This window comes from Streptomyces sp. NBC_00080, assembly GCF_045041255.1.
Classification (GTDB): domain Bacteria; phylum Actinomycetota; class Actinomycetes; order Streptomycetales; family Streptomycetaceae; genus Streptomyces; species Streptomyces coriariae.
The window spans coordinates 8810849-8837447 of record NZ_CP108235.1 but is presented as its reverse complement, the minus strand read 5'-3'; the positions used below and the strand labels follow the sequence as shown (position 1 = coordinate 8837447).

Genomic DNA, 26599 nt, shown 5'->3' with positions numbered 1-26599 from the left:
ATCGGCGCGGTCCCCGGGCCCGGCAGCCGGCACACCCCGCCCGGCGCCGGGCCCCGGGACGCCTCCGACCCTGCACGCACGCTCGGCCGCTCCGGCCGCTTCTCCCCCGGCCGAGCACAGCTCCACGGCGTGGATCACCCGGGACGACAGACAGGACCCCTGCCATGAAGACCTCCGTACGAGCGGGGCATGGCGGACGCCGTGTTCAAGACCTTCGGCGTCTGAGGTGCGCGGCCTCCCGGCCAAGGCAGGCCCTGCGGGCGGACCGCGGTCCCCCGGATTTCCGTCAGGGCTCCCCCGAGCCCGGCAACACCCGTCTGCAGCGACCGAGTTACTCCAGTGAGAAAGGCTCCCTCATGAGCACGATGAAGTCCGTCCGGACCGGCGGAACCGGCAAGATCGACGTCGTGGACGTCGAGCGCCCGGTGCCCGGCCCCAAGGACGCGCTCGTACGGATCCGCGCCTGCGGGATCTGCGGCACCGACGTCACCTTCCTGCACATGGGCGGCATGCCCGCCCGGGCCCATCTGGGCGGCGAGCTGATCCCCGTGGCGCTCGGCCACGAGCCGGCCGGTGAGGTCGTGGAGGTCGGCGCCGAGGTGGACGGTCTGAAGGCCGGCGACCGGGTGGTCGTCAACCCGCAGGACGCGCCCACCGGCATCATCGGCTGCGGCGGGAAGTTCGGCGGGATGAGCGAGTACCTGCTGATCGAGAACGCCGAGGTCGGAAAGAGCGTCGCGGTCTTCCCCGACACCGTGCCGTTCGACGTGGCCTCGCTCAACGAACCGATGGCCGTGTCCCGGCACGCCGTCAACCGCTCCGGGGCGGGGCCGGGCGACAAGGTCGTCGTGTTCGGCGCGGGGCCGATCGGTCTGGGCGCGGCGATCTGGCTCAAGCTGCGCGGTGTGGAGCACGTGGTGGTCGCCGACGTCGTCCCCTCCCGGCTGGAGAAGGCGCTGGCCGTCGGGGCGGACGCCGTCATCGACTCGGCCGAGGAGGACGTGGCCGCACGGCTGACCGAGCTGCACGGGCAGAGCGCCAACGCCCTCGGCCAGCCCCGGCCGGGCACCGACATCTTCATCGACGCGGCCGGCGCCCCGGTCGTCTTCAACACCGTGGTGCAGTCGGCGAAGTGGCACGCGAAGCTGGTCATGGTGGCCGTGCAGAAGAAGGGCGAGATCGACCTCGGTGGCATGCTCCGCAGCGAGCTCACCCTCATCGCCTCCCAGGGCTACCCGACCGAGATCTTCGAGGTGACACCGGAACTGGTCGAGCACCAGGAGCGGTTCGCCAAGCTGATCAGCCATCGCGTCCCGTTCTCCGAGGCCGCACACGCCTTCGAACTGGCCCTGACGCCGGGCGCGGCGGAGAAGGTCGTCGTCACACTGGACGACTAGGACCTCCGCACACGGGTCCGCCGGTCCGGGGTGTCCCACCGGCCGGCGGCCCGCGCGGTTCGCTCCCCCACGTCCCCTCCCCTCAGGTCCCCCTCCCCCTCCCCCTCTTCTCTTCACGAGAGGAACGGCACTCCATGCGCACGACCCTGCGACAGGCTGCGCGGGCCACGGTCCACCTCTTCCTGGCCGCCGCCATGGCCTTCGGGTCGTACATCTTCATCACCGTCCTGCTGATCGCCGCCACCGGCGCGGTCACGGGGGTCGGGATCTGGCTGCTGCCCGAGACCGTGCTGCTGATCCGCCGGATCGCCGGGGCCAAGCGGCGCTCGACGGCCTCCTGGACCGGCCGGGAGATACCGGAGGCGTACCGAACGGTCTCCGGTCCGCTGCGCGAGCGGCTGCGGACGGCCGTCGGGGATCCCGGCACGCTCACCGATCTGCGCTGGTTGGGGGCGTACTACGCCTACGGCTGGCTGACGGTGCTCATGCTGCCGCTGTGGCCGGCGGGACTCCTCGTCGACGGTGCGCGGCGCGCGCTGCTGGGCCGCGAGGCGCTGGTCCTGCCGTTGCTCGTCCGGCTCGCCGACCTGGAGGCGGGGTGGTCGGCCGCCCTGCTCAGCCCCTCCCCCAAGGCGCTGCTGGCCGGTCGGGTCGAGCAGCTCACCGCGACCCGGGCGGACGCGGTCGCCGCGCACGGCGCCGAACTGCGCCGGATCGAGCGGGACCTGCACGACGGCGCGCAGGCGCGGCTGGTCGCACTGTCGATGCGGATCGGACTGGCCCAACGGGCTTACGGGGCCGATCCCGACACCGCGCGGAAGCTGCTCTTTGACGCGCAGGACCAGGCCGAGGAGGCCCTGACCGAACTGCGACACGTGGTACGCGGCATCCATCCGCCGATCCTCACCGACCGGGGACTCGAAGGGGCCGTAAGGGCGCTGGCGAGCAGCAGCGGACTCGGGGTCACCGTGCGGACCGACGGGCTCCCGAACGGGCCCCGGGCACCGGCCGCGGTGGAGGCGGCCGCCTACTTCGTGATCGCCGAGGCGCTGACCAACGCCGCGAAGCACAGCGGGTCGGACCGGGCCGAGGTCGTGCTGGCCCGCTCCCGGACCGGGCTGAGCGTGCGGGTGCGCGACGAGGGGTGCGGCGGCGTCGACGAGAGCGCCGGCTCGGGGCTGCTGGGCATGCGGCGCCGGGTCGCCGCGCTCGACGGGACCGCGCGGGTGAGCAGCCCGGTGGGCGGGCCGACGGTGATCGAGGTGGAGCTGCCGTGCGTGTGGTGAACGCCGAGAAGGCCGACCCGCCGTACAACCGTCGCGGCGGCCCGTACCACGCCCCGCGGAGGCCCACGGCGGGAGAGCAGGCGTACCGCATCGTCCAGGAGGCGCTGACCAACGTCACCCGGCACACGGGCGCGCGGACGGCCCGGGTGCGGCTGTGCTTCGACCGCGACCGGTTGAAGATCACCGTGACCGACGACGGCACCGCCGGAACCGCCGGAACCGCCGGAACGGCCGGAACCGCCGGAACGGCCGGAACCGGTGGGCCCGCCGGGCCCGTTCCTTCGAGATCGACGAGTGCGTCGCCCGGGCGCTGCGGGCCGGCGCGAGCGGCTTCCTCGGCAAGGACGTCACCGCCGCGCCCTCCTCGACGGGATCCGCACCGTCGCCTCCGGCGAGTCGCTCCTCTCCCCGCTCGCCACCCGCTCCCTGATCGCCCGCTTCCTCGCCTCCCCCGCGGAGAGTGCCCGGCTCGGCTTCCCCGAGCACCTCGCCGGGCTCACCGCACGCGAGCGCGAGGTGACGGCCCGGGTCGCCGAGGGCCGCTCCAACGAGGAGATCGCCGACGAGCTCTTCGTCAGCCCGCTGACGGTCCGCACCCACGTGCACCGCGCCATGACGAAACTCGGCGCCCGGGACCGCGCCCGGCTGGTCGTGATCGCCTGTCAGTCGGGGCTGGTCCGGGCGCCCGAGCCGCTGCCCGGCGACCACTGAGCGCCCGACCGGCACAGCGCCGCCGTTCAGGCGAAACCGCGGCCCGTTCCGCGTGCTTCGGCCCGGCCGCGTCCACAACTCACCCGTGACCCTCCCTCTCATCGCCCCCATGCTCGCCACCCCGGGCCGGCTGCCGCCCGTCGCCCAGGACGCACGCTGGGCCTACGAGACCAAGCAGGACGGGCAGCGGGCCGTGGTGTACCTCGCCGGAGACGGGAGCATCACCCTGCGCGCCCGTTCGGGGGAGGACATCACCGCTGCCTATCCCGAGCTGCGGCCGCTGGCCACGGCGCTCGGCGCCAGGCCGGCCGTGCTGGACGGCGAGGTCCTCGCCCTGGACGGACAGGGCCGGGCCGACTTCCAGTTGCTCCAGTCCCGGATGGGCCTGGTCCAGGCGCCGGGCAAGGCGGCACGGCTGGCGGCGACGGCACCGGTGCACCTCGTGCTGTTCGACGTGCTGCATCTCGGCGGGCAGTCCCTCCTCCCGCTGTCGTACACGCGGCGCAGGGCCAGGCTGGAGGAGCTGGCGCTGGACGGGCCGTTCTGGTCGACGCCGAGCGCTCTGGTCGGACACGGACGGGAGGCCCTGGAGGCGATCCGCGCCCACGGCCTGGAGGGGCTGGTCTGCAAGCGTCTGGACTCGGTGTACGAGCCGGGGGTGCGCTCCCGCGCCTGGATCAAGATCCGGAACATGCGCGTCGCGGACGTCCTGGTCGGCGGCTGGCTGCCGGGCAAGGGACGGCTGACCGGGCTGCCCGGCGCCGTCCTGGTGGGGCAGCGGGCCGCGACGGGACTGCGGTACGTCGGTGGGGTGGGCACCGGCTGGAGCGAGGCCGAGCGGGTCGAACTCGCGGCCCTCCTGCGGGCCGCCGCGACCGAGGAGTGCCCCTTCGACGCCGTACCGCAGGCGCCGGGCGCGCGATGGGTCGTGCCCCGGCTGGTCGGCGAGGTCCGGTACAGCACGCGGACCCGGGCGGGGCTGCTGCGCCAGCCGTCCTGGCTGCGGCTGCGGCCGGACCTGACCCCCGAGGAGTCGGCGGCGGACCTGCCGGACATTTCCGCCTGACCTCACCTCGGCAGCCAAGTATTGGGCTGTGCTTCACCACTGATACCCCTGCGACCTCTTGGCGTGGAAGGGAAAACCGGGGAAGCTGAGCTGCTTTTCAACTCCCTCTCCCCACACAGCCGTTCGGCTGCGCCCGAAACCCAGGAGGACGCGGTGTCGTCATCGAAGTTCAAGGTCCACGGCAGGAGGTGGCTCACCGGGTTCGCCGGTGCCGCCGCACTCGTCGTCGCCCTCCCGTCGGTTGCCTTCGCCGCCCCGCCGACGGCCCTGCCGTCCAACGCCGAAGCCGCCGAACTGACGTATCAGCCCGCGTTCGACTACGACACGGACGGCTGCTACTCGACCCCCGCCATCGGCCCCGACGGCACGATCAACGGCGGGCTGAACCCGACCGGCGCCCTCAACGGCAGCTGCCGGGACGCCTCCGACCTGGACAACACCAACAGCTACTCGCGCTACAAGTGCAACAACGGCTGGTGCGCGTACCTGTACGGCCTCTACTTCGAGAAGGACCAGGCCATAGCGGGCAGCAGCATCGGCGGGCACCGGCACGACTGGGAGCACGTCGTGATCTGGGTGCAGAACGGCCAGGTCCAGTACGTCTCGACGTCCAACCACGGCTCGTTCACCGTGACCGCGGCCTCCGGCGTCCGATTCGACGGCTCGCACGCGAAGATCGTCTACCACAAGGACGGCATCAGCACGCACTGCTTCCGGCTCGCGAACTCCAATGACGAGCCGCCGGAGAACCACAAGGGCACCTGGCAGTACCCGCCGCTGGTCGGCTGGAACGGCTACCCGGCGGGCCTGCGGGACAAGTTGAGCGCGTACGACTTCGGCAGCGCCAACTTCGGTCTGAAGGACGCCAACTTCAACAACCACCTCTCCTCCGCGAAGCCGTCCGGGATCGCCTTCGATCCCGCCGCGTGAGCCCCGGCCGCCGTCCGCGGGTCGGGGTGCGCGCTCCCCGACCGTGGACGGCGGCGCACGCACGCCCCCATGATGTCCGGATGGATCTTCACGACGAACTGCCGCCGGCCGTGCCGGTGAAGGAGCTGCTCGCCCTCGCCGAGGACCATCACGCCCGCACCGCCCGGCCGTTGGGCACCCGAGAGGTCGCCGGGCACCTGGTCAAGGCGTACGCGCTCGAAGCGCCGGGGCGGACGGTGACGGAACCCGCCGCCCGGGAGGCGCTGCGGGTCGCTGCCGGCCACCTGGCACTCGGGGCGCTGCGGGGATCGCTCGGCCTCGCCGTCGTGCTGGTGCACGCGGGCGGTGACGGTGACTACCTCCTGGTGCACACCTGGATCGAGGGCCATATGTCGGACCTCGCGGTGTTCACGGGTCCGGCCGACCGGCCGGATGAACTGCGGCCGGGGCGGGTGGGGTTGGCTCCGTGCGTGTGGGAGGCGGCCGTCCTGGCCCATGAGCGCGACGCCTTCGCACGGCACGTCCTGGACGGCACCGGCCCTCTCGGGGAGCGGCTGGCCGCCTGGGGCGCGGACACGGTCGAGGGGAACGTCAGGTGAGCGCCGCAGCACGGGTCCGGCACGCCGAACGGTCCGATCTGCCGCGCGTCGCCGAACTCGCCGCCCAGCACGCGGAGTACGAGCGCGCCGCCCCGCCCGTGCCCGACCTCGCGAAGCGGCTGGCCGGGCTCCTCTTCGACGCCCCGACGCCCCGGCTGTACTGCCTGGTCGCCGAACTGCCCGAGGGCGAGGTCGTCGGCTACGCGACCTGCGCGCCCGAGCTCTCCACCTGGGAGGGCCGCGAGTACCTCCTCATGGACTGTCTGTTCCTCACCCCCGGCCACCGCGGCCTGGGTCTGGGCGCCCTGTTGGTGGCGGCCGTCGCGGCCCAGGCCCGGAGTCTGGGCATGGGCGAGGTGCAGTGGCAGACCCCGGCCTGGAACGACGGGGCGATCCGCTTCTACGCCCGGCTCGGCGCCCTCGGCACCGACAAGCGGCGCTTCGTTCTCGACGTGACCTCCTGACGGCGGAAAGGCGGTCGCCCGCCACTCGTCCGCGGGCCCGCGGAACCGCCGGCGACGGGCCATCCACCCGCGACCGAAACCGGCCACCGGCACGGGGCACGGTCCGCGAGGGTCTATCGTGTCCCGCATGTCCGTTCCGGAAATGATCCGTATCGTCTCCCGTGACTCACCCATGGCGCTGGCCCAAGTGGAGCGCGTGCGCTCGGAGTTGGCCGCCCTGCATCCCGGTGTGCGCACCGAGGTCGTCCCCGTGAAGACGACCGGCGACAAGTGGATGGGCGACCTGTCGAAGGTCGACGGCAAGGGCGCCTTCACCAAGGAGGTCGACGCGGCACTGCTGGCCGGTGCGGCGGATCTCGCGGTGCACTGCGTCAAGGACGTGCCGGCGGACCGGCCGCTGCCCGCGGGCACGGTGTTCGCCGCGTTCCTGCAGCGCGACGACATCCGTGACGCCCTGGTGCACCCGGGTGGCCGCACTCTGGACCAGCTTCCGGCCGGGACGCGGATCGGCACCTCCTCGGTGCGCCGGGTCGCCCAGCTCGCCGCCACCCATCCCCACCTGGAGTGCGTGCCGTTCCGGGGCAACGCCAACCGGCGGCTGGAGAAGCTGGCGGCGGGCGAGGCGGACGCGCTGCTGCTCGCCGTGTCCGGCCTGGAGCGCATCGGGCGGCAGGACGTGATCAGCGAGGTGCTGTCGCCGGAGACCATGATGCCGCCGATCGGCGCGGGCATCCTCGCCCTGCAGTGCCGCGAGGGCGACACCGACGTCATCGACGTCGTCAGCGGGCTGGGCGATCCGGCCACCCATCGGGAGGCCACGGCGGAACGCATGTTCCTGCATGTGCTCCAGGGCCACTGCAACAGCCCGATCGCCGGCTTCGCGCGCGTGGACCGCAGCGGGGAACTGTCCCTGCGGGCCTGTGTGTTCACCGCGGACGGCAAGACCCGGCTGAACGCCCACGAGTGGGCCGGCCGACTCGATCCGGCGACGCTCGGCACGTCGGTGGCGGTGTCGCTGCTGCGTCAGGGCGCGCGCGAGATCATCGACGGCATCCCGCACTGACCGTCCGCCGACCGGGCGAAGGGCGCGGCACCCCTCAGGCGCTGCCCTCTTCGGCCTGGTCGCGCAGGAAGTTGCTGACCTGACGGGCCAGGCTCTCGCGTCCCGCGCCGGCCGGGGCCCCACCGGATCCCTCGGCCAGGCCGATGCCGCCCGTCCACAGCCGGCGGTCGGCCCAGTCGTCGTCGACCCGCAGCTGGACCTGGACGTCCACCTGGGCGAGCGACGCCTCGGGGCCCGCCGCGTACAGCACCGCGGTGGCCCGGCGCAGCGGATAGACGTCGAAGCCCTCGATGAACTGCGAGTTGCGCCAGTCGATGAACGCGCTCTCCCCGTCGGGCCCGAGCCGTACGTCGATCTGTCCGTCCTCGAGGTGGATGGTGGAGTTCTTGCCGCCCCGGTTCTCGACGGTCACCCGCAGGCAGAAGTACGTCAGCCCCTCTGCGGCGTCGTCGCGTCCCCTGGGCGGCTCACTCTGCTCCAGGCGGTGGACGCAGACCCGCAGACCGGCATGCTCGTCGTACTCCTGCCAGTCCCCGACCACGTTCGGCTCGTACACAGTCCACCTCTCGACTTCTACCGGCTGCTTCCTATCCGTGCGCCGATCGCACTGTCAAATGAGCAGAATGCGCTGTGGCCAGGGAATTCATCCCTTTTGATCGCTGATCAAGCCGTGCGCAGGCAGAATCCGCCGACAGGCCGCGCAAGGGCCTGGCACGGGCGTGCCGCACATCACGTTCCCGGCCGGGATCAGCGGGCCAGCCGGCCCAGCAGCGAGGAGGCCGCGGCGATGCCGAGCCCGGCGGCCACGATCAGCACCCCGAAGTCGAGGGCGAGGTGCGCGGGCGTGCCGAGGAGCAGCCCCCGGAGCGCGTCCACCTCGTAGCTGAGGGGGTTGACCTTGCTGACGGCCTGGAGCCAGCCCGGCATGACGGCGACCGGATAGAGCGCGTTGGAGCCGAAGAACAGCGGCATGGTGATCGCCTGCCCGAAGCCCATCAGGCGGTCGCGGCTGAGGACGATGCCCGCGATGGTCATCGACAGACAGGAGAAGAAGGCCGAGCCGAGGACGACGATCGCGGCGACCCCGAGCAGCTTCAGCGGGTTCCAGGTCAGGGCGACACCGAGCAGGGCGGCGATGACGACCACGACGACCGCCTGGATCACCGACTTCACCCCGGCCGCGAACGCCTTGCCGGTGATGAGCGCGGAGCGCGGGGTCGGCGTGACGAGCAGCTTGTTGAGGACACCGGCGTCCCGCTCCCAGATGATCTGGATGCCGTAGAAGATGGCGATGAACATCGCGGACTGGGCGATGATGCCGGGCGCCAGATAGTCGATGTAGGGGATGCCGTCGGTCGGGATCGCCTTGATGCGGGTGAAGGTCTGCCCGAAGATCAGCAGCCACAGGGCCGGCTGGACCGCCCGGGTGTACAGCTCGGTGCGGTCGTGGCGCAGCTTCTGCAGTTCGACGGCGCACAGGGCGGCGACCCGGGCCGGCAGCAGCAGTCGGCCGACACGGGGCCGGGGCGGCCGCAGCAGCAGGTCGATGTTCTGCGGACGGGCGCGGTCAGCCGACGCGCTGAGCGGTACGGCGGGTGCTTCGGACATCGCGGAAATCTCCTGCCTGCTCGTCGAGGCCGCTGCCGGCGACCTCCCGGAAGACGTCCTCCAGGGTCGGCTGCGGGTCGGTGGCCGGCGCGCCCTCGGCGCGTCGGCGTTCGCCGAGCCCCTGCCGGAGCTCGGCGGGGGTGCCGAGGGCGCGGATCCGGCCGCGGTGCATCAGGCCGACCCGGTCGCAGTACTGGTCGGCCTCGTCCATGTAGTGCGTGGTCACCAGGACGGTCATGCCGGTGGCCTCGCGTACCGCGGTGATGTGCTCCCAGACACCCGTTCGGGCGATCGGGTCGAGGCCGATCGTCGGTTCGTCGAGGATCAGCAGCCGGGGCGCGCTGACCAGGGCTTGGGCGAGTTCGAGACGACGGACCATGCCGCCGGAGTAGGTGCCGGCGAGCCGGTCGGCGGCGTCCGTGAGACCGACGGCACCCAGCGCCTGGTCGACGCGTTCGGCACGCTCGCGCCGGGACACGTCGAAGACGCGGGCGAACAGGGAGACGTTCTCCCGGCCGGTGAGCCCCGAGTCGGCGGACAGCTGCTGCGGGACGTAGCCGAGCAGCCTGCGTACGGCCATGCGGTCGCCGGCGGTGTCCCGACCGAAGACGCGCACCATGCCGGACGGGACCGGCAGCAGGGTCGTGATGCAGCGAATGGCGGTGGTCTTGCCGGCTCCGTTGGGCCCGAGCAGGCCGAAGACCTCGCCCTCCCGGACGGTCAGGTCGAGCCCGTCGACCGCCTTCGTGTCACCGAAGGCGTAGGCGAGCCCGGTGCAGGCGACGGCGTCCGTGGCACTGTCGGTCGTCATGACTCCTCGGCCTCCTCGTGCAGGTTGACGGCGAGCGCGCGCAGGGCGGGGAGCGCCGCGCGCAGGGCTTCCCGGTCGGCGGCGTCGAGGCGGGCGACCTGCCGGCCGACGAGTGCGGCGCGCCGCTCCCGCCACGCCCGCAGCCGGGCCTCGGCCGCCTCGGTGAGCAGCAGCCGGGCGGCGCGCCGGTCGGCGGGGTCGGTCTCGCGGACCAGGTAGCCGTCCTTGACCAGCTGATTGACGAGGGTCGAGACGGAGTTGCCCGCCAGGTACAGCTCCTTGGCGGCGTCCGAGACGCCGATGCCGGGCCGCGCCTCGACCAGGCGCAGCAGCTCGACCTCGGCACCGCGCAGCCGCGGCACGCTGAGGCCCGCCCGCAGCCGCCGTCTGAGCAGCCGCTGGACGCCGACGAGCGCGTCGGCGAACTCTTCCGGGAACGTCTCCTGGTCCCACCGCTCCTGATCCACGCGAACGAGATTACCTCTGTGTCAGAGCTAATCGGCAGGGGTGATCGGCCCAAGGAAGAGTCAAGGGTGCGAGTCGGCGGTGCGAGCCAGGGAGCGACACGGGGCAATTAGGGAGAAAATGGTTCAAGAAGCTCCATGACGGGCATCCGGACAGGAGTGCTTCGGACAGGAGGCACGTCCGTGGGATCCCGCCGCGTGGCCGGTCCCGGGTGTTCTCCCTTTCGGTCCGATCGCGGGTTCCCACGGTGCCCGATTGCCCATCGGCATCCTTCTGAGGAAGGCGCGCGTGATGCGTAGCACCGTCAGAACGAAGCAGCACCCCCACGACGACGCTCCCGACACCGCCGAGTCCTTCGTGCGGCTCACCGGCCTGCCCGACGGGCCGGAGCGCCAGGCGCTCAAGGACGAGCTGGTCCGCCTCTGGCTGCCCATGGCCGAACGGATCGCCGTCCGGTTCCGGGGGCGCGGCGAGAACCTCGAGGACCTGTACCAGGTCGCCGCCCTGGGACTCGTCAAGGCCGTCGACCACTACGACCCGGACCGCGGCCGCGCCTTCGAGGCGTACGCGGTGCCGACGATCACCGGTGAGATCAAGCGGCACTTCCGCGACCACATGTGGACGCTGCACGTACCTCGCCGGGTCCAGGACCTGCGCAACCGGGTACGGAGCGCCGCGAAGGAACTGTCGCAGACGACTCCGGGGCGTCCTCCCACCGTCGCCGAGATCGCCGCGTACGCGCAGCTCACCGAGGACGAGGTGCGCACCGGCGCGGAGGCTCTGGAGTGCTTCTCCGCTCTGTCGCTGGAGGCCGAACTGCCCGGCACCGACGGCTACGCGCTCGAGGACGCCCTCGGCGACCCCGATCCCGGTTACGACGCCGTCGTCGACCGGGTGGCCGTGGCGCCCTGTCTACGGGCCCTGCCGGAGCGCGAACGGACGATCCTGTACATGCGGTTCTTCGCGGGCATGACCCAGAGCCGGATCGCCGAGCAGCTGGGCATCTCCCAGATGCACGTCTCACGCCTGCTCAGCGGCTGCTTCGCCCGGCTGCGCGAGGAGATCGCCGCCGAGGCGGACTGACTCTCACCCCGGGGGACCTCACTCCAAAGGCCCAGGGGGACTTCACTCCGAAGGCCCGGGGGGACTTCACTCCGAAGGCCCGGGGGCGGCAAGATCCGGGCCGTTTCGTCAGCCGTTTCCTGCGGTACTCGTGCCACCGCTCCATCGTGTCACCGGCTTTGCTCGGCAGGCGCCCGGGACGGTTCCGGCCGGACACTGGTGGTAGCCCAGCCCGATAGCCCAGCCCGCCGGCCGAGAGACCAGGAACGCGAGTGCCATGAACCGTCGCCCGACATCCGCCCCCGGTACGCGGGGATCAGTCTCCACGCACTCCGTGTTCGGTGCGCCCTGCTGGGTGAGTCTGACCAGCCGCGATCTGGACGCCACCCAGGGGTTCTACGAGGCCGTCCTGGGCTGGGAGTGGCGCCGGGGGGTGCTCGGCGACCACTTCCGCACGGCACTGGTCGGCAGCGTGCCGGTCGCCGGGGTGGCCGCCGTCGCCTCGATGTGGCAGATGGCGGTCGCCTGGACGCCGTACTTCGCCGTCCCCAGCGCGGACGACGCCGCCTCCCGGACCCGGGAGCGCGGCGGAACCGTGGCCGTGGGCCCGATCTCGCTGCCGCCGGGCCGGGCGGCGCTGCTGGCCGACCGGGACGGCGCGACCTTCGGTATCTGGGAGGGCGAGCTGATCGGCAACTGGGAGGCCTGGCGGCAGGACGCGCCCGCCTTCATCAGGCTGCACACCCGCGACGCCTTCGACTCCGCCATCTTCTACGGTGAGATCCTCGACTGGGCCACGGACCGCCCCGGCTGCGTCGAGGTCCACTACGAGCGCGGCGAGGTCGTGCTGCGCAGCCGGGGCGATGTGGTCGCCCGGATCGAGTCGGGCGCCCTGGAGGCGGCGCCCGACCCCACGATCCGTCCGCACTGGCAGGTCCACTTCGCCGTCGCGGACGTGACGGCCTGTGCCCGGGCGGCCGAGAAGCACGGCGGCAGCGTGCTGATCGAGACCGCCCACGAGGCCGTGCTGCGCGACCCGGACGGCGCCCAGTTCACGGTGACGTCCAGCCGGGGGCGCTGAGCGCCCCGGTCTCAGTCGGAACGGCGCGGGGGCCGGGCCAGCACGATCAGACTGCGGGCCTCCAGCGTCACCTCCGCGCCCGCCTTGTACTCCGTCTCGTCCGGGTCGCCGTCGGGCTCGGTGGTGTCGGCGCACACCGTCCAGCGCTCGCCGTAGGCGGCGTCGGGCAGCCGGAAGACGACGGGTTCCCAGTAGCTGTTGAACAGCAGCAGGAACGAGTCGTCCACGACGGGCCGGCCACGGGGGTCGGGCTCGGCGATGGCGTCGCCGTTGAGGAAGACACCGACGCTGTGCGCGTCGGCGCGCTGCCAGTCGCGGTCCGCCATCTCGCGCGCGTCCGGCAGCAGCCAGACCAGGTCGGGCAGCGGTTGCCCGGCGTGCCTGACGGTCTCTCCCCGGAAGAAACGGCGCCGGCGCAGCACGGGGTGGGCGGCGCGCAGGGCGACGAGGCGCCGGCAGAAGTCCGCCAGCCCCCGCTGCTCGTCGGTCAACCGCCAGTCGACCCAGGAGACTTCGCTGTCCTGGCAGTAGGCGTTGTTGTTGCCGCCCTGGGTGCGGCCGAGTTCGTCGCCGTGGCCGATCATCGGGATGCCCTGCGACAGCAGCAGCGTGGCGAGCAGGTTGCGCTGTTGCCTGGCCCGCAGTTCCAGGACCGCCGGTCGGTCGGTGGGCCCCTCGGTCCCGCAGTTCCAGGAGCGGTTGGTGCTCTCCCCGTCCCGGTTGCCCTCACCGTTGGCCTCGTTGTGCTTGTCGTTGTACGAGACGAGGTCGCGCAGTGTGAAACCGTCGTGCGCGGTGACGAAGTTGACACCGGCGCGCGGACGGCGCCTGCTGTGGGCGTACAGGTCCGAGGAGCCGGTGAGCCGGGAGGCGAACTCGCCCAGCGAGCCGGGTTCCGCGCGCCAGAAGTCGCGTACGGCGTCGCGGTAGGGGCCGTTCCACTCCGACCACAGCGGCGGGAAGTTGCCCACCTGGTAGCCGCCCTCGCCGACGTCCCAGGGTTCGGCGATGAGCTTGACGCGGCTGATCACGGGGTCCTGCTGGATGAGGTCGAAGAACGCGGACAGCCGGTCCACCTCGTGGAACTGGCGGGCGAGGGTGGCCGCGAGGTCGAAGCGGAAGCCGTCGACATGCATCTCCGTCACCCAGTACCGCAGCGAGTCCATGATCAGCTGCAGGACGTACGGGTGCCGCATGAGCAGGCTGTTGCCGGTGCCGGTGGTGTCGTAGTAATGCCCCCAGTCGCCGTCCACGAGCCGGTAGTAGGAGGCGTTGTCGATGCCGCGGAAGGAGAGGGTGGGGCCCTTCTCGTTGCCCTCGGCGGTGTGGTTGTAGACGACGTCGAGGATCACTTCCAGGCCGGCCGCGTGCAGCGCCTTCACCATGGACTTGAACTCGATGACCTGCTCGCCGCGGGTGCCGTGGGCGGCGTAGGCGTTGTGCGGGGCGAAGAAGCCGATGGTGTTGTAACCCCAGTAGTTGGACAGGCCCCGGTCCGTCAGGACACCGTCCTGCACGTACTGATGCACGGGCATCAGCTCGATCGCCGTCACGCCCAGCGAGGTGAGGTGCTCGGTCACCGCCGGGTGCGCGAGACCGGCGTAGGTGCCCCGCAGGGCGGGCGGAACCTCGGGATGGGTGCGGGTCAGGCCGCGTACATGGGCCTCGTAGATCACCGTGTCGGCGTAAGGGCGCCGCAGCGGCTCGTCGTCACCCCAGTCGAAGGCGGCGTCGGTGACCACGCCGAGCAGGGTGTGCCCGGCGCTGTCCGCCGGGTCGGGGCGGTCGCCTGCCCGCTCGAAGAGGGAGGCGTGGTTGTCGATCTGGCCGTCGACGGCGCGCGCGTAGGGGTCGAGGAGCAGCTTCGCCGGGTTGCACCGGTGGCCGGAGCCGGGGTTCCACGGCCCGTGCACGCGGAAGCCGTAGCGCTGCCCGGGGCCGATCCCGGGCAGGTAGCCGTGCCAGACGAAGCCGTCGACCTCGGTCAGCGGGACACCGCGGGTGGCGCCGTCCTCGTCGACCAGGACGAGGTCGACACGCTCGGCGACCTCGCTGAACAGCGCGAAGTTGGTGCCCTGTCCGTCGAAGTCGGCGCCCAGCGGGAAGGGGTGCCCGCTCCAGGCGGGCACCCCGGCACTCCGGTCCATCCGGTCCGTCCGGTTCCTGCGGTCCTTGCGGTCCTTCCGGTTCGGCCGTGAAGTCACCGGGCGGCCTCCAAGGCGCCGTGCGCCTCGTCCGTCGGGGCCGGGGCGGCCAGGGCCGCCACCGGCAGTTCGCGCGGCACTTGACGCACCTCGCGCAGGCTCGGCGCGGGCCCGGTCCGCACCCGCGGGACACGTTCGCCGGAGCGGGCCCGCTGGGAGAACCAGATGACCTGGCTTCCGGTGCCGGTGGCGCAGCACCCCCAGCCGTCGCTCATCACGGCGATGCGCTGCAGACAGGCTCGCAGGTCCTGGTCGGGACGCAGCCGGCGGTCGCGACCCCCGACGGCCGTGATCAGGTGTTGTCCGTTCCACCACATCTCGATCGAGGTGTGCTTGTCCGTGGCGTGCTCGTCGATCGCGGTCAGCAGCATCTCGGCGCCGCGGCAGACGGTCTCGACGTGGGTCTCGAGCTCCCAGTAGGACAGGTGAGCGGCCAGGATGCGCCTGACCTGTCCGACCCGTTCCGGACAGACGTCCACATCGAGGCGGTAGTAGCAGGGGACTGCTGTCTTCATCGTCGTTCGCTCCTCACCGGCGAGGCTCCCACTCCTGCTCGGCCCGACGGGCCAGAGTTCCCCAATACGAAGCGTGAGCGGTAATCGCTCCAGAGTCACAACCACAGTGGGGCTGCTACGCCATCCGTGCAACACGAGCACACCACAACCAAGATCCAACAGGACGTTGGGTGATGCGCCGTGCACCATAAGTGAAGGCCTCACAAGGTCGGACACTTCGCGCCTCCGCGCAACGGGCCGACCCGGCCGCCTCGAGCGACCTCCCCCTTGCTTGAACTCCCGGAAGGTGCACAGCGCGATGCTGCAACCAGCGAAGACAGAAGTCGCCAGGACCTTGCGCAGTTACCGGGCCTGGGAGCGGGACATGCTGGCGCGACCCGAGGACCGCACGGCGCGGGCCGCGTTCGAGGACTGCGGCTACACCCTCTGCGTGCTGATGGGCAAGCGCTGCGCACGGGAGGCCGCGGACGCCGCCGAGCTGTATCTGCGGGCCGGCGTCGACGCCCTCCACCGGGAGCGCTGGAGCCTGAACCGGAGAAGCGGCGTCGCGCGGCTCTCCGCGACGCGGCCGCTCCCCTGCCTGCCCGCGGAGACGTAGCGCTCCGCGCAGGCGCAGTCCGTTCGCCCAACACCGGGCGGACGAAGCCATTTTCGAGCTAGCGGAGGTGCAAGGGTGAAGTCCACCAGGGCGATCGGCCGTATCCCGGTGCGGGACGTCGAACCGCGTGTGGAGTGCGGTAGGCGGTCGGCGAAAGCCGTGACCGGGGAGACGGTGCGGATCTCCGCGACGGTGTTTCGCGAGGGCCACGACGCCATCGGCGCCAACGTGGTCCTCAAGAACCCGGACGGCGGCCGCGGGCCCTGGACCCCGATGCGCGAGCTCGCCCCGGGCAGCGACCGCTGGGGAGCCGATGTGACCCTGGAGGCCATGGGCCGCTGGACCTACACCGTGGAGGCCTGGAGCGACCCGATCACCACCTGGCGCCACCACGCGGAGATCAAGATCCCGGCCGGGATCGATCCGGGTCTGGTTCTGGAGGAGGGCGGTCAGCTCTACGAGCGGGCGGCCGCCCGGGCCCCGCGCGGACCGGAGCGCACCCTGTTGCGGGACGCGGCGAAGAAGCTGCTCGACGACTCGGCTCCGGTGGCCGAACGCTACGCGGCGGCGCTGACACCGGAGGTCGACGCCGTGCTCGGCCGGTATCCGCTGCGGGAGCTGGTCACCGCGTCCGAGCCGCTGCCGCTGCTGGTCGAGCGGGAACGCGCCCTGTACGGAGCCTGGTACGAGTTCTTCCCGCGCTCCGAGGGCACCCCCGAGCGCCCGCACGGCACCTTCCGCACCGCCGCGCGCAGGCTCCCCGCCATCGCCGCCATGGGCTTCGACGTCGTCTACCTCCCGCCGATCCACCCCATCGGCACGACCTTCCGCAAGGGCCGCAACAACACGCTCGACCCCGGCCCCGACGACGTCGGCGTGCCCTGGGCGATCGGCTCGCCGGAGGGCGGTCACGACGCCGTCCATCCGGAGCTGGGCACGTTGGAGGACTTCGCCTGGTTCGTGGAGCGGGCCGGAGAGCTCGGCCTGGAGATCGCTCTCGACTTCGCCCTCCAGTGCTCCCCCGACCACCCCTGGGTGCACAAGCACAGCGAGTGGTTCCACCACCGGCCCGACGGCACCATCGCCTACGCCGAGAACCCGCCGAAGAAATACCAGGACATCTACCCCCTGGCTTTCGACGCCGACATGAAGGGCCTGATCTCCGAGACCGTGCGGGTTCTGCGGCACTGGATGTCGTACGGCGTGCGGATCTTCCGGGTCGACAACCCGCACACCAAGCCGGTCGTGTTCTGGGAGCGGGTCATCGCGGACATCAACCGCACCGACCCCGACGTGATCTTCCTCGCCGAGGCCTTCACCCGTCCCGCGATGATGCACACCCTCGGCCAGATCGGCTTCCAGCAGTCGTACACCTACTTCACCTGGCGCAACACCAAGGACGAGCTCACCGAGTACCTCACCGAGCTCTCGGGGGACGCCGCCTCCTACATGCGGCCCAACTTCTTCGCCAACACCCCCGACATCCTGCCCGCCTGTCTTCAGCACGGCGGCCGCCCCGCCTTCGAGATCCGCGCCGTCCTCGCCGCCACCCTCTCGCCGACCTGGGGCATCTACAGCGGCTACGAACTCTGCGAGAACGCGGCGCTCAAGGAAGGCGGCGAGGAGTACCTCGACTCGGAGAAGTACCAGCTCAAACCCCGTGACTGGGCCGCCGCCGAGCGGGCGGGCCGCAGCCTCGCCCCGCTGCTCTCCCGGCTCAACGAGATCCGGCGGGCGCACCCGGCCCTGCACTGGCTGCGGAACCTCCGTTTCCACGGCACGGACAACCCGTCCGTCATCGCGTACAGCAAGAGCGCGGGTTCGAACACGGTTCTGGTGGTCGTCAACCTCGACCCCCACCACACCCAGGAGGCGACGGTCTCGTTGGACATGCCGCAACTCGGCCTGGACGACGGCGCGTCCCTGACCGTGCACGACGAACTGACCGGCGAGACCTACGCCTGGGGCAGGACGAACTACGTGCGCCTGGAGCCCGGCCGAACACCTGCCCACGTGTTCCACGTCCGGTGACCCGCACCGCCGATCGGAGGCTCCAGCCCGCCATGACCGTCAACTCCCCTGTCCCGGACACCTTCGAGGACACCCCCGCCAAGGACCGCGACCCCGAGTGGTTCAAACGCGCCGTGTTCTACGAGGTCCTCGTCCGCTCCTTCCAGGACAGCAACGGCGACGGCGTCGGCGACCTCAAAGGCATCACCGCCAAACTCGACTACCTGCAATGGCTGGGAGTCGACTGCCTCTGGCTGCCACCCTTCTTCAAATCACCCCTGCGGGACGGCGGATACGACGTATCCGACTACACCGCCGTCCTCCCCGAATTCGGCGACCTCGCCGACTTCGTGGAATTCGTCGACGCCGCCCACCAACGCGGCATGCGCGTCATCATCGACTTCGTGATGAACCACACCAGCGACCAGCACCCGTGGTTCCAGGAATCGAGGAAAGACCCCGACGGCCCCTACGGCGACTACTACATGTGGGCCGACGACGACAAACAGTACGGCGACGCCCGCATCATCTTCGTCGACACCGAAGTCTCCAACTGGACCTTCGACCCCGTCCGCAAGCAGTACTTCTTCCACCGCTTCTTCTCCCACCAGCCGGACCTCAACTACGAGAACCCCGCCGTGCAGGAGGAGATCCTGGCCGCCCTCCGGTTCTGGCTCGACCTCGGGATCGACGGCTTCCGGCTGGACGCGGTGCCCTATCTCTACGCGGCCGAGGGCACGAACTGCGAGAACCTGCCGGCCTCGCACGCGTTCCTCAAGCGGGTCCGCAAGGACATCGACACCCACTACCCGGACACCGTGCTCCTCGCCGAGGCCAACCAGTGGCCCGAGGACGTCGTCGACTACTTCGGCGACTACGCCTCCGGCGGCGACGAATGCCACATGGCGTTCCACTTCCCCGTCATGCCCCGCATCTTCATGGCCGTCCGCAGGGAATCCCGCTACCCGGTCTCGGAAATCCTCGCCAAGACCCCCGCGATCCCCTCCCGCTGCCAATGGGGCATCTTCCTGCGCAACCACGACGAGCTCACCCTCGAAATGGTCACCGACGAGGAACGCGACTACATGTACGCGGAATACGCGAAAGACCCGCGTATGCGCGCCAACATCGGCATCCGCCGCCGGCTCGCACCCCTCCTCGACAACGACCGCAACCAGATCGAGCTCTTCACCGCCCTGCTGCTCTCCCTGCCCGGCTCGCCGATCCTCTACTACGGCGACGAGATCGGCATGGGCGACAACATCTGGCTCGGCGACCGCGACGCCGTCCGCACCCCCATGCAGTGGACACCCGATCGCAACGCAGGCTTTTCCTCCTGCGACCCGGGCCGGCTGTCCCTTCCCGTGATCATGGATCCCGTCTACGGGTACCAGGTCACCAACGTGGAGGCGTCGATGTCGTCGCCCTCCTCGCTGCTGCACTGGACCCGGCGCATGATCGAGATCCGCAAGCAGAACCCCGCCTTCGGCCTCGGGACCTACACCGAACTCCAGTCCTCCAACCCGGCCGTCCTCGCCTTCCTTCGCGAGGCCCCCCTGACGGCCGACGGAGGGGACGACGTGGTGCTGTGCGTGCACAACTTCTCGCGCTCCGCGCAGCCCACCGAACTCGACCTGCGCCGGTTCGACGGCCGCCACCCCGTCGAGCTGTTCGGCGGGGTCCGCTTTCCCGCCATCGGGGAACTGCCCTACCTGCTCACTCTCGCGGGACACGGCTTCTATTGGTTCCGGCTCACCAGAGCCGCGTCCCGGATCGGCCGCCGCCTGTGAGCGAGCGCCGGGGAAAGGATGGGTCACCGTGACGAAGACCGCACCCCTGCGACCGAGCAGCGCGAGCGGCGTCCGCTCCGTCGGGCCGCTCGCCGCGCTGCTGTGCGAATGGCTGCCGCGGCAGCGCTGGTTCGCCGGCAAGGACCGGCCCCTCACCGACCTGCGCATGCTGTCGATGACCGAGCTGTACCCGGGCTGTCTGCATCTGCTCGTGCACGCCGATCAGTCGGGCATGCCGACTCCCGGGGGCACTCCCCCGGCCGGCGACTGCTACCAGCTGCTGCTCGGCGTCCAGGAACACCTGTCGCCGCGGCTGGGACGGGCACTGATCGGCAGGGTCGAGGACGGGCCGATGGCCGGTCTGACGGTCCATGACGCGCTGCAGGACCCCCGGTCGGCGCATCTGCTCCTGGAGCGGATGCGGCACCCCGGCACGCTGGGCCCGCTCTGCTTCGAGTCCGATCCCTCCGTGTCGCTGCCCCCCGGGCTCGCGCCGCGGCTGCTGGAGGCCGAGCAGTCCAACACCTCGCTGGTGTACGGGGACGCGTTCATCCTGAAGATCTTCCGGCGTATCCAGCCCGGGGTGAACCCAGATCTGGAGGTACCGGTCGCGTTGGCCGGGCAGGGGTGCGGGCGGGTGCCCGCGCCCGTGGCCTGGTTCCGCACGACCCACCCGCAGGAGGCGACGCTCGGCGTGCTCCAGCCGTTCCTGCCCGACGCGTCGGACGGCTGGACGCTCGCGCTGCGGGCCCTCGCCCGCGGGGAGGACTTCACGGCGGAGGCCGAGGAACTGGGACGGGCCACGGCGGACGTCCACCTCGCGCTGGCCGCGGCGCTGCCGGCCGGTCCGGACGCCGAGGACGGGCGGACGGCGGCGGCGATGACCGAGCGGCTGGAGGCGGCCGCGCACCATGTGCCGGCGCTGCGCCCGTTCGTGCCGGGCCTCACCACCGCCTTCGGCGCGCTCTCCGTGTGCGACGCCGGCCCCCCCGCCCAGCGCATCCACGGGGACCTGCACCTCGGGCAGGTCCTGCGCGCCGGACGCGACTGGTTCGTCATCGACTTCGAGGGCGAACCGTCCCGTCCGCTGGCCGAGCGCCGCAGTGCACACTCCCCGGTCCGGGACATCGCCGGGATGCTGCGCTCGTTCGACTACGCCGCCCGCCAGCGCCGTCCGTGGCGGCCCGAGTGGGCGCGCCGGTGCCGGGAGGCCTACTGCGCCGGCTACGCGGCCCGCGCGGGCTGGGACCCCCGTAAGAAGCATGCCCTGCTGCGTGCCTACGAGACGGACCGAGCCGTGTACGAAGTGCTGTACGAGGCCCGTAACCGTCCCGACTGGCTGCCCGTACCCATGGCGGCGATCGAACGACTCGCCGTCCGAGGAGGCTGACCCCTGTGGCCCTGCGTGACACCTCTCCGCCCGAGTCGGCCGGTCCCCGCCCACACACGGCGCCCGCGCCGGATCCGGCCGACCGTGGGCGCCTGCTCTCGGGCGCGCACCACGATCCGCACGCCCTGCTGGGCGCGCACCCGGTCCCGGGCGGGATCGTCTTCCGGGCGTTGCGGCCCTTCGCGGACGCGGTGAGTGTCGTGATCGACGGCGATCCCACCCCGCTGGTCTCGGAGGGCGACGGTCTCTTCTCCGTCGTCCTGCCGCTCGACGCCGTTCCCGCGTACACGCTGCTGGTGTCGTACGAGGGCACCGAGCACAAGGTGGAGGACCCTTACCGCTTCCTGCCCGCGCTCGGTGACCTGGACCTGCATCTCATCCGGGAGGGCCGGCACGAGGAACTGTGGAAGGCGCTCGGCGCAGAGCCGATGGCCCACCAGGGTGTGACCGGCACCCGGTTCACGGTGTGGGCGCCGAACGCCCAGGGCGTGCGCGTCGCCGGGGACTTCTGCTTCTGGGACGGGACCGCCTTCCCGATGCGGTCCCTCGGTTCGTCCGGGGTGTGGGAGCTGTTCCTGCCCGGGATCGGCGAGGGCGCCCGGTACAAGTTCGAGATCACCTCGCGTCACGGCCACCGCTTCCTCAAGGCCGACCCGATGGCCCGGCGCGCGGAGGTGCCGCCGGACACCGCGTCGATCGTCCATGCCTCGCACTACGAGTGGGCGGACGAGGAGTGGATGGCGCACCGGGGGGACGTCCCCGTGCATGCGGCGCCGTTCTCCGTGTACGAGGTCCATCTGCCCTCCTGGCGGCCCGGGCTGACGTTCCGCCGGCTTGCCGAGGAGCTCCCGCCGTACGTCGCCGACCTCGGCTTCACGCATGTGGAGTTCATGCCGGTCGCCCAGCATCCGTTCTCGGGTTCCTGGGGCTACCAGGTCACCGGGTTCTACGCGCCGGCCTCGCGCCTGGGCACGCCCGACGACTTCAAGTTCCTGGTGGACGCCCTGCACCGGGCCGGGATCGGCGTGATCGTGGACTGGGTGCCGGCGCACTTCCCCAAGGACGACTGGGCGCTGGGCCGGTTCGACGGGGAACCGCTGTACGAGCCCGGTGACTCCCGGCGGGCCGAGCATCCGGACTGGGGGACGTACGAGTTCGACTTCGGGCGTGTGGAGGTGCGCAACTTCCTCGTGGCGAACGCCACTTACTGGTGCGAGGAGTTCCACGTCGACGGACTGCGGGTGGACGCCGTCGCCTCCATGCTCTACCTCGACTACTCGCGGGACTCCGGACAGTGGTCGCCCAACGTGTTCGGCGGCCGGGAGGACCTGGACGCCATGGCGTTCCTCCAGGAGATGAACGCGACGGTCTACCGCCGCAACCCGGGGGTGGTGACGATCGCGGAGGAGTCCACCGCGTGGGAAGGGGTGACCCGGCCGACCGACAGCGGCGGTCTGGGGTTCGGCCTCAAGTGGAACATGGGCTGGATGCACGACTCGCTGGAGTACATCGCCAAGGAGCCGGTGCACCGCAAGTACCACCACAACGAGATGACCTTCTCGATGGTGTACGCCTACAGCGAGAACTACGTGCTGCCCATCTCCCACGACGAGGTCGTCCACGGCAAGCAGGCGCTGGTCTCCAAGATGCCTGGCGACTGGTGGCAGCGGCGCGCCAACCACCGCGCGTACCTGGGGTTCATGTGGGCCCACCCGGGCAAGCAACTCCTCTTCATGGGCCAGGAGTTCGCCCAGGGCGCGGAGTGGTCCGAGGCCCACGGCCCCGAGTGGTGGCTGCTGGACCCGGGGTACGCGTCGGCAGGCGATCACCGGGGGGTGCGGGACCTGGTGCGTGATCTCAACACGGTCTACCGGGCCACCCCGGCCCTGTGGGAGCGGGACACCGATCCCGCCGGTTTCCGGTGGGTGGTCGGCGACGCCGCGGAGGACAACGTCTTCGCGTTCCTCCGTCTCGACGCCCACGGCGCTCCGCTCCTCGCCGTCAGCAACTTCTCGCCGGTCGTGCGCCACGACTACCGGCTCGCCGTACCCGACGGGGTGCCGGCCTGGCGCGAGCTGCTCAACACCGACGCCGAGTGCTACGGCGGCAGCGGCCTCGTCCACCCCGCCCCCGTCGCGGCGCGGGACGGGGGGATCGCCCTCACCCTGCCGCCTCTGGCCACGGTGTGGCTGGCGCCGTCGTCCGTGTGAACCGCCCCGGGCGGGGCATTCGGGTGCGTACCACCCGCCAGAGAGAGGCCGCATCCCGTGCGCACCGTCGGAGTGGAGGAAGAACTCCTCCTGGTCGACCCGGAGACCGGGGAGCCCCAGGCCCTGTCCGCCGCCGTCCTCGCCCGCGCCTCCCGGCGCGGGGCCGAGGAGGACGTCTTCGAGAAGGAACTGCACAACCAGATGCTCGAGTTCAACACCCACCCGCAGTCGGGCATGGGCGAACTCGGCGCGGAGATCGTCCGTATACGCGGGGAGGCGGCGCGGCACGCGCGGGAGGCCGGGTGCGCGGTCGCCGCGCTCGCCACCTCGCCGTTGCCGGTGCGCCCGTCCGTCAGCATGAACCGGCGCTACCAGTGGATGGCGGAGCAGTACGGCATCGCGACGCGTGAGCAGATGGTGTGCGGCTGCCATGTCCATGTGTCCGTCGAGTCGGACGAGGAGGGTGTCGCGGTCCTCGACCGGATCCGGCCCTGGCTGTCGGTGCTGACGGCGCTGAGCGCAAACTCGCCGTTCTGGCAGGGCCTGGAGACGGACTACAGCAGCTATCGCAGCCGGGTGTGGCAGCGCTGGCCGTCGGCCGGGCCGACCGAGCTGTTCGGGTCGGCGGACCGGTACCACCGGCGGGTGGCGGACATGGTGGCCACCGGCACGATCCTCGACGAGGGCATGGTCTACTTCGACGCCCGGCTGTCGGCGCGCTATCCGACGGTGGAGGTGCGGGTGGCGGACGTCTGTCTGCACGCGGACACCGCCGTGCTGATCGCCACGCTGGTGCGGGGGCTCGTCGAGACCGCCGCCCGGGACCGGGAGGCCGGCCGGGAGCCGCTGGACCACAGCGTGAGCCTGCTCCGGCTGGCCGGCTGGCGGGCCGCCCGCTCGGGTCTCACCGAGGACCTGCTGCACCCCGCGACCATGCGGCCGGTGCCCGCCGAGACGATCGTCCGGGCTCTGCTGGATCATGTCCAGGACGCGCTGGCGGACAGCGGTGACCTGGAGCGGGCCCGCGCCTCCTGTACCGAACTGCTGCGGCACGGCAACGGCTCCCGGATGCAGCGCGAGGTGTGGAAGCGCACCGGCAGTCTGCGCGAGGTGGTCACCACCTGCGTGCAGCAGACCCAGGTCTGAGACCGCCGCCCGGTTGCGGACCCGTGGTGCGTTCGAGGTCGGGATCGGGCTCGGGATCGGCCTGGCTCATGCTCTCCGGGTCCCCCCGGACCGCCGACTTCACCGGTGGCAGGCCGCCGGAAGTGACAGGGGCCCGGCAGGCCGAGATCATCAACGCGGATTACTTATTCGTTCCAGGCCACAACCGGTCCCACCTGGGCTAGATTCGGGCACCGTCGATAACAGTCCCCGTCGGCGGAGTCACAGTCCGTACACCTCAGGAGCAGCGCATGCGCGACTTCGCCCTCGCTCCCCCGCCCACCACGCCGCTGACCGGAGGTCTCGCCGACACCGTCTTCGAGACAGCCGCCCGCACTCCCACACTCCCCGTGCTCTCCCGCCGTCCGGACGGCGTCTCCACCGGCTGGGAGGAGGTGACGGCCGTCGAGCTGCGGGACGAGGTGGTCGACCTGGCGAAGGGGTTCGTGGCGTCCGGTATATCGCCCGGCCACCGCGTCGCGATCATGGCGCGTACCCGGTACGAGTGGACGGTCCTGTGTCACGCGCTGTGGGCCGTGGGCGCCGAGGTCGTCCCGGTCTATCCGACGTCCTCGCGCGAGCAGGTCGAGTGGATCCTGCGGGACGCGAACTGTGTGGGCGTCATCGTCGAGGACGAACAGAGCGTCATGACCGTGGGATCGGTGTGCGCGGCCCTGCCCTCGCTGCGCAACGTCTGGCAGTTGGACGCCGGGGCATTCGAACAACTCACGCAGCGCGGCGAGTTGGTGCCGATCACCACCGTGGACTCGCTGCGCCGGATCGTGCTGCCCGACTCCACCGCCGTGATCGCCTACACCTCCGGGACCTCGGGCCGGCCGCTGGGCTGTGCGCTGAGCCACCGCAGCCTGGCCAGCCCCTGCGACACGCTGCTGGCCGGCTGGGGGCACACGGCCGCGCCCGCCGGACGGCAGCCGAGCGTCCTCGCCTTCCTGCCGTTCTCCCACGTGTACGGGCTGATGATCCAGGGTCTGTGTCTGCGCGGCGGCATCCTGATGGGCCACGAACCCGATATCGGCGCGGAGGCGCTCGCCGAGTCGCTGCGCACCTTCCGTCCGACGTATCTGTACGCGGTGCCGTCGGTGTTCGAGAAGATCTACAAGAACTTCCTGCGGGCGGCCCAGGAGGCCGGCCGTGGCGCCCTGTTCGAGCGGGCCGCGGAGACGGCCCGGGACTTCGCGGCCGCTGTCGAGCGGCAGCGGCTGGGCCGCGGCTCGGGGCCTGGTTTCGACCTGCGGCTCCAGCACGCCCTGTTCGAGCGGACGGTGTACCGCAGACTCCGGGCGGCACTCGGCGGCCGCGTCCACCGCGCCACCTCGGGCGGCTCCCCGCTCCACCGTGATCTGTCCCTCTTCTTCGAGGGCATCGGCATCTACGTGCACGACGGGTACGGCCTGACCGAGACGAGCGGCGGGATCACGATGCAGCCGCTCGGCCGGGAGAAGTCGGGCACCGTCGGACAGGCCCTGCCGGGCATGGACATCCGGGTGGCGGACGACGGGGAGATCCTGGTGCGCGGCCCGTCGGTGTTCCAGGGCTATGTCAACGACGAAGCCGCGACGCGGGCCGCGCTGTGGGGTGGCTGGCTGGCCACGGGTGACCTCGGATTCCTGGACTCCGACGGCTACCTCACGATCACCGGCCGCAAGAAGGACGTCATCATCACCAGCAGCGGCAAGAGTGTGGCGCCGGCCTCGCTGGAGCAGCGGTTGCGGATGCATCCGCTCGTCCACCAGGCCGTGGTCGTGGGTGACAACCGGCCCTGCGTGGGCGCGCTGATCACCTTGGACCCCGACTTCCTGGCGCACTGGCGCGGGAACCTGATGCTGCACGGCGACACCCAGAGCCGGGAGGCGCGCGAGGAGAACGCCCTGCGGGAGGAGGTCGGGCGGGCGGTGGCCGCCGCCAACAGCACGGTGTCCCGCTCGGAGTCGATCCGTGCCTTCCGCATCCTGCCGCAGGCGTTCGACCAGACCAACGGCCTGCTGACGCCCTCGATGAAGCTGCGCCGCGACTCGATCGTGGCGCACTACGCGGCGGAGATCGAAGCGATGTATCAGGCCCGGGCGCGGCTTCCCCGGCAGACCGCCCCGGAGGAGGTGCTGGGTTGGGACGACGCCGACGACGTGTTCCGGTGATCCGCACGACCGGTGGACC

Annotated in this window: 22 protein-coding genes and 1 pseudogene; 17 read left to right on the top strand and 6 right to left on the bottom strand. The window is 71.4% G+C overall.

The features are described 5' to 3' along the window. Positions 1–356: 356 nt before the first annotated feature. The 8 genes and pseudogenes from OHU34_RS39500 to hemC all read left to right on the top strand — a co-directional run bounded on the left by OHU34_RS39500 (position 357) and on the right by hemC (position 7516). Positions 357–1397, top strand: a complete 1041-nt coding sequence (locus OHU34_RS39500) for a zinc-binding dehydrogenase (RefSeq protein ID WP_142268648.1) — start codon at positions 357–359, stop codon at positions 1395–1397. 134 nt (positions 1398–1531) lie between these two features. Continuing rightward, positions 1532–2683 carry a histidine kinase gene (locus OHU34_RS39495; RefSeq protein WP_405771041.1) on the top strand — a complete coding sequence of 384 codons (1152 nt, stop codon included), beginning with the start codon at positions 1532–1534 and terminating at the stop codon, positions 2681–2683. Positions 2684–2960: 277 nt separating this feature from the next. Next, a pseudogene (locus tag OHU34_RS39490) lies at positions 2961–3394 on the top strand (LuxR C-terminal-related transcriptional regulator); the annotation flags it as partial. A gap of 85 nt (positions 3395–3479) precedes the next feature. After that, on the top strand, positions 3480–4460 hold the full coding sequence (locus OHU34_RS39485; RefSeq protein ID WP_405771038.1) for an ATP-dependent DNA ligase: 981 nt from the start codon (positions 3480–3482) through the stop codon (positions 4458–4460). Between the two features lie 153 nt (positions 4461–4613). After that, entirely contained in the window at positions 4614–5390 is a 777-nt protein-coding gene (locus tag OHU34_RS39480; RefSeq protein ID WP_142268651.1) for an NPP1 family protein, read from the top strand. 80 nt (positions 5391–5470) lie between these two features. Then, positions 5471–5989 carry a hypothetical protein gene (locus OHU34_RS39475; protein WP_230193678.1) on the top strand — a complete coding sequence of 173 codons (519 nt, stop codon included), beginning with the start codon at positions 5471–5473 and terminating at the stop codon, positions 5987–5989. Then, positions 5986–6453 carry a GNAT family N-acetyltransferase gene (locus OHU34_RS39470; RefSeq protein WP_142268653.1) on the top strand — a complete coding sequence of 156 codons (468 nt, stop codon included), beginning with the start codon at positions 5986–5988 and terminating at the stop codon, positions 6451–6453. Before OHU34_RS39475 ends, OHU34_RS39470 begins: the two co-directional genes overlap by 4 nt. Before the next feature lie 127 nt (positions 6454–6580). After that, positions 6581–7516 carry a hydroxymethylbilane synthase gene (gene hemC / locus OHU34_RS39465; RefSeq protein ID WP_142268654.1) on the top strand — a complete coding sequence of 312 codons (936 nt, stop codon included), beginning with the start codon at positions 6581–6583 and terminating at the stop codon, positions 7514–7516. Positions 7517–7550: 34 nt separating this feature from the next. Here the strand turns inward: hemC and OHU34_RS39460 are convergent, their stop codons facing one another. From OHU34_RS39460 to OHU34_RS39445, 4 genes are all read right to left on the bottom strand, one after another. Beyond that, positions 7551–8072 (bottom strand): hypothetical protein, encoded by a 522-nt coding sequence (locus OHU34_RS39460; RefSeq protein WP_142268655.1) that lies wholly within the window; start codon positions 8070–8072, stop codon positions 7551–7553. Positions 8073–8263: 191 nt separating this feature from the next. Continuing rightward, positions 8264–9124, bottom strand: coding sequence for an ABC transporter permease (locus OHU34_RS39455; RefSeq protein ID WP_142268656.1), 861 nt, complete (start codon positions 9122–9124; stop codon positions 8264–8266). Continuing rightward, positions 9084–9935 (bottom strand): ABC transporter ATP-binding protein, encoded by an 852-nt coding sequence (locus OHU34_RS39450; protein WP_405771033.1) that lies wholly within the window; start codon positions 9933–9935, stop codon positions 9084–9086. Before OHU34_RS39450 ends, OHU34_RS39455 begins: the two co-directional genes overlap by 41 nt. After that, positions 9932–10402 carry a MarR family winged helix-turn-helix transcriptional regulator gene (locus OHU34_RS39445; RefSeq protein WP_405771030.1) on the bottom strand — a complete coding sequence of 157 codons (471 nt, stop codon included), beginning with the start codon at positions 10400–10402 and terminating at the stop codon, positions 9932–9934. Before OHU34_RS39445 ends, OHU34_RS39450 begins: the two co-directional genes overlap by 4 nt. A 289-nt stretch (positions 10403–10691) precedes the next feature. Here OHU34_RS39445 and OHU34_RS39440 point away from each other — a divergent pair, with 289 nt between their 5' ends. Further along, complete coding sequence (locus OHU34_RS39440; protein WP_142268659.1) at positions 10692–11483, top strand: SigB/SigF/SigG family RNA polymerase sigma factor; 792 nt, start codon at positions 10692–10694, stop codon at positions 11481–11483. A gap of 256 nt (positions 11484–11739) precedes the next feature. Then, complete coding sequence (locus tag OHU34_RS39435) at positions 11740–12543, top strand: VOC family protein (RefSeq protein WP_028806373.1); 804 nt, start codon at positions 11740–11742, stop codon at positions 12541–12543. An 11-nt stretch (positions 12544–12554) separates the two neighbouring features. Here the strand turns inward: OHU34_RS39435 and glgX are convergent, their stop codons facing one another. Both glgX and OHU34_RS39425 read right to left on the bottom strand, forming a co-directional pair. Beyond that, positions 12555–14690, bottom strand: coding sequence for a glycogen debranching protein GlgX (glgX, locus tag OHU34_RS39430; protein WP_405772509.1), 2136 nt, complete (start codon positions 14688–14690; stop codon positions 12555–12557). A gap of 53 nt (positions 14691–14743) precedes the next feature. Beyond that, entirely contained in the window at positions 14744–15262 is a 519-nt protein-coding gene (locus OHU34_RS39425) for a pep a2 (RefSeq protein ID WP_142268660.1), read from the bottom strand. Positions 15263–15560: 298 nt separating this feature from the next. Between OHU34_RS39425 and OHU34_RS39420 the strand changes: the two genes are divergently transcribed. From OHU34_RS39420 to OHU34_RS39390, 7 genes are all read left to right on the top strand, one after another. Continuing rightward, the gene (locus tag OHU34_RS39420; RefSeq protein ID WP_142268661.1) at positions 15561–15860 is read left to right on the top strand and encodes a DUF5133 domain-containing protein; all 300 of its coding nucleotides are present in this window, start codon (positions 15561–15563) and stop codon (positions 15858–15860) included. Between the two features lie 75 nt (positions 15861–15935). Next, positions 15936–17891 (top strand): alpha-1,4-glucan--maltose-1-phosphate maltosyltransferase, encoded by a 1956-nt coding sequence (locus OHU34_RS39415; protein WP_405771026.1) that lies wholly within the window; start codon positions 15936–15938, stop codon positions 17889–17891. 32 nt (positions 17892–17923) lie between these two features. Continuing rightward, positions 17924–19660, top strand: coding sequence for a maltose alpha-D-glucosyltransferase (treS, locus tag OHU34_RS39410; protein WP_142268663.1), 1737 nt, complete (start codon positions 17924–17926; stop codon positions 19658–19660). A gap of 28 nt (positions 19661–19688) precedes the next feature. Next, positions 19689–21050, top strand: coding sequence for a maltokinase N-terminal cap-like domain-containing protein (locus OHU34_RS39405; protein WP_142268664.1), 1362 nt, complete (start codon positions 19689–19691; stop codon positions 21048–21050). Between the two features lie 5 nt (positions 21051–21055). Further along, complete coding sequence (gene glgB / locus OHU34_RS39400; protein ID WP_230193692.1) at positions 21056–23260, top strand: 1,4-alpha-glucan branching enzyme; 2205 nt, start codon at positions 21056–21058, stop codon at positions 23258–23260. Positions 23261–23317: 57 nt separating this feature from the next. Then, positions 23318–24406, top strand: coding sequence for a glutamate--cysteine ligase (locus tag OHU34_RS39395; RefSeq protein WP_142268666.1), 1089 nt, complete (start codon positions 23318–23320; stop codon positions 24404–24406). Positions 24407–24675: 269 nt separating this feature from the next. Then, positions 24676–26580, top strand: coding sequence for a long-chain fatty acid--CoA ligase (locus OHU34_RS39390; protein ID WP_142268667.1), 1905 nt, complete (start codon positions 24676–24678; stop codon positions 26578–26580). The last annotated feature ends 19 nt before the right edge of the window (positions 26581–26599 follow it).

Excerpts from the sequence above, each read along its gene's own strand:
- OHU34_RS39500 (WP_142268648.1), top strand. The coding sequence starts at position 357 with ATGAGCACGATGAAGTCCGTCCGGACCGGCGGAACCGGCAAGATCGAC.
- OHU34_RS39495 (WP_405771041.1), top strand. The coding sequence starts at position 1,532 with ATGCGCACGACCCTGCGACAGGCTGCGCGGGCCACGGTCCACCTCTTC.
- OHU34_RS39475 (WP_230193678.1), top strand. The coding sequence starts at position 5,471 with ATGGATCTTCACGACGAACTGCCGCCGGCCGTGCCGGTGAAGGAGCTG.
- hemC (WP_142268654.1), top strand. The coding sequence starts at position 6,581 with ATGTCCGTTCCGGAAATGATCCGTATCGTCTCCCGTGACTCACCCATG.
- OHU34_RS39455 (WP_142268656.1), bottom strand. The coding sequence starts at position 9,124 with ATGTCCGAAGCACCCGCCGTACCGCTCAGCGCGTCGGCTGACCGCGCC.
- OHU34_RS39450 (WP_405771033.1), bottom strand. The coding sequence starts at position 9,935 with ATGACGACCGACAGTGCCACGGACGCCGTCGCCTGCACCGGGCTCGCC.
- OHU34_RS39440 (WP_142268659.1), top strand. The coding sequence starts at position 10,692 with ATGCGTAGCACCGTCAGAACGAAGCAGCACCCCCACGACGACGCTCCC.
- OHU34_RS39435 (WP_028806373.1), top strand. The coding sequence starts at position 11,740 with ATGAACCGTCGCCCGACATCCGCCCCCGGTACGCGGGGATCAGTCTCC.
- glgX (WP_405772509.1), bottom strand. The coding sequence starts at position 14,690 with ATGGACCGGAGTGCCGGGGTGCCCGCCTGGAGCGGGCACCCCTTCCCG.
- OHU34_RS39425 (WP_142268660.1), bottom strand. The coding sequence starts at position 15,262 with ATGAAGACAGCAGTCCCCTGCTACTACCGCCTCGATGTGGACGTCTGT.
- OHU34_RS39420 (WP_142268661.1), top strand. The coding sequence starts at position 15,561 with ATGCTGCAACCAGCGAAGACAGAAGTCGCCAGGACCTTGCGCAGTTAC.
- treS (WP_142268663.1), top strand. The coding sequence starts at position 17,924 with ATGACCGTCAACTCCCCTGTCCCGGACACCTTCGAGGACACCCCCGCC.
- OHU34_RS39390 (WP_142268667.1), top strand. The coding sequence starts at position 24,676 with ATGCGCGACTTCGCCCTCGCTCCCCCGCCCACCACGCCGCTGACCGGA.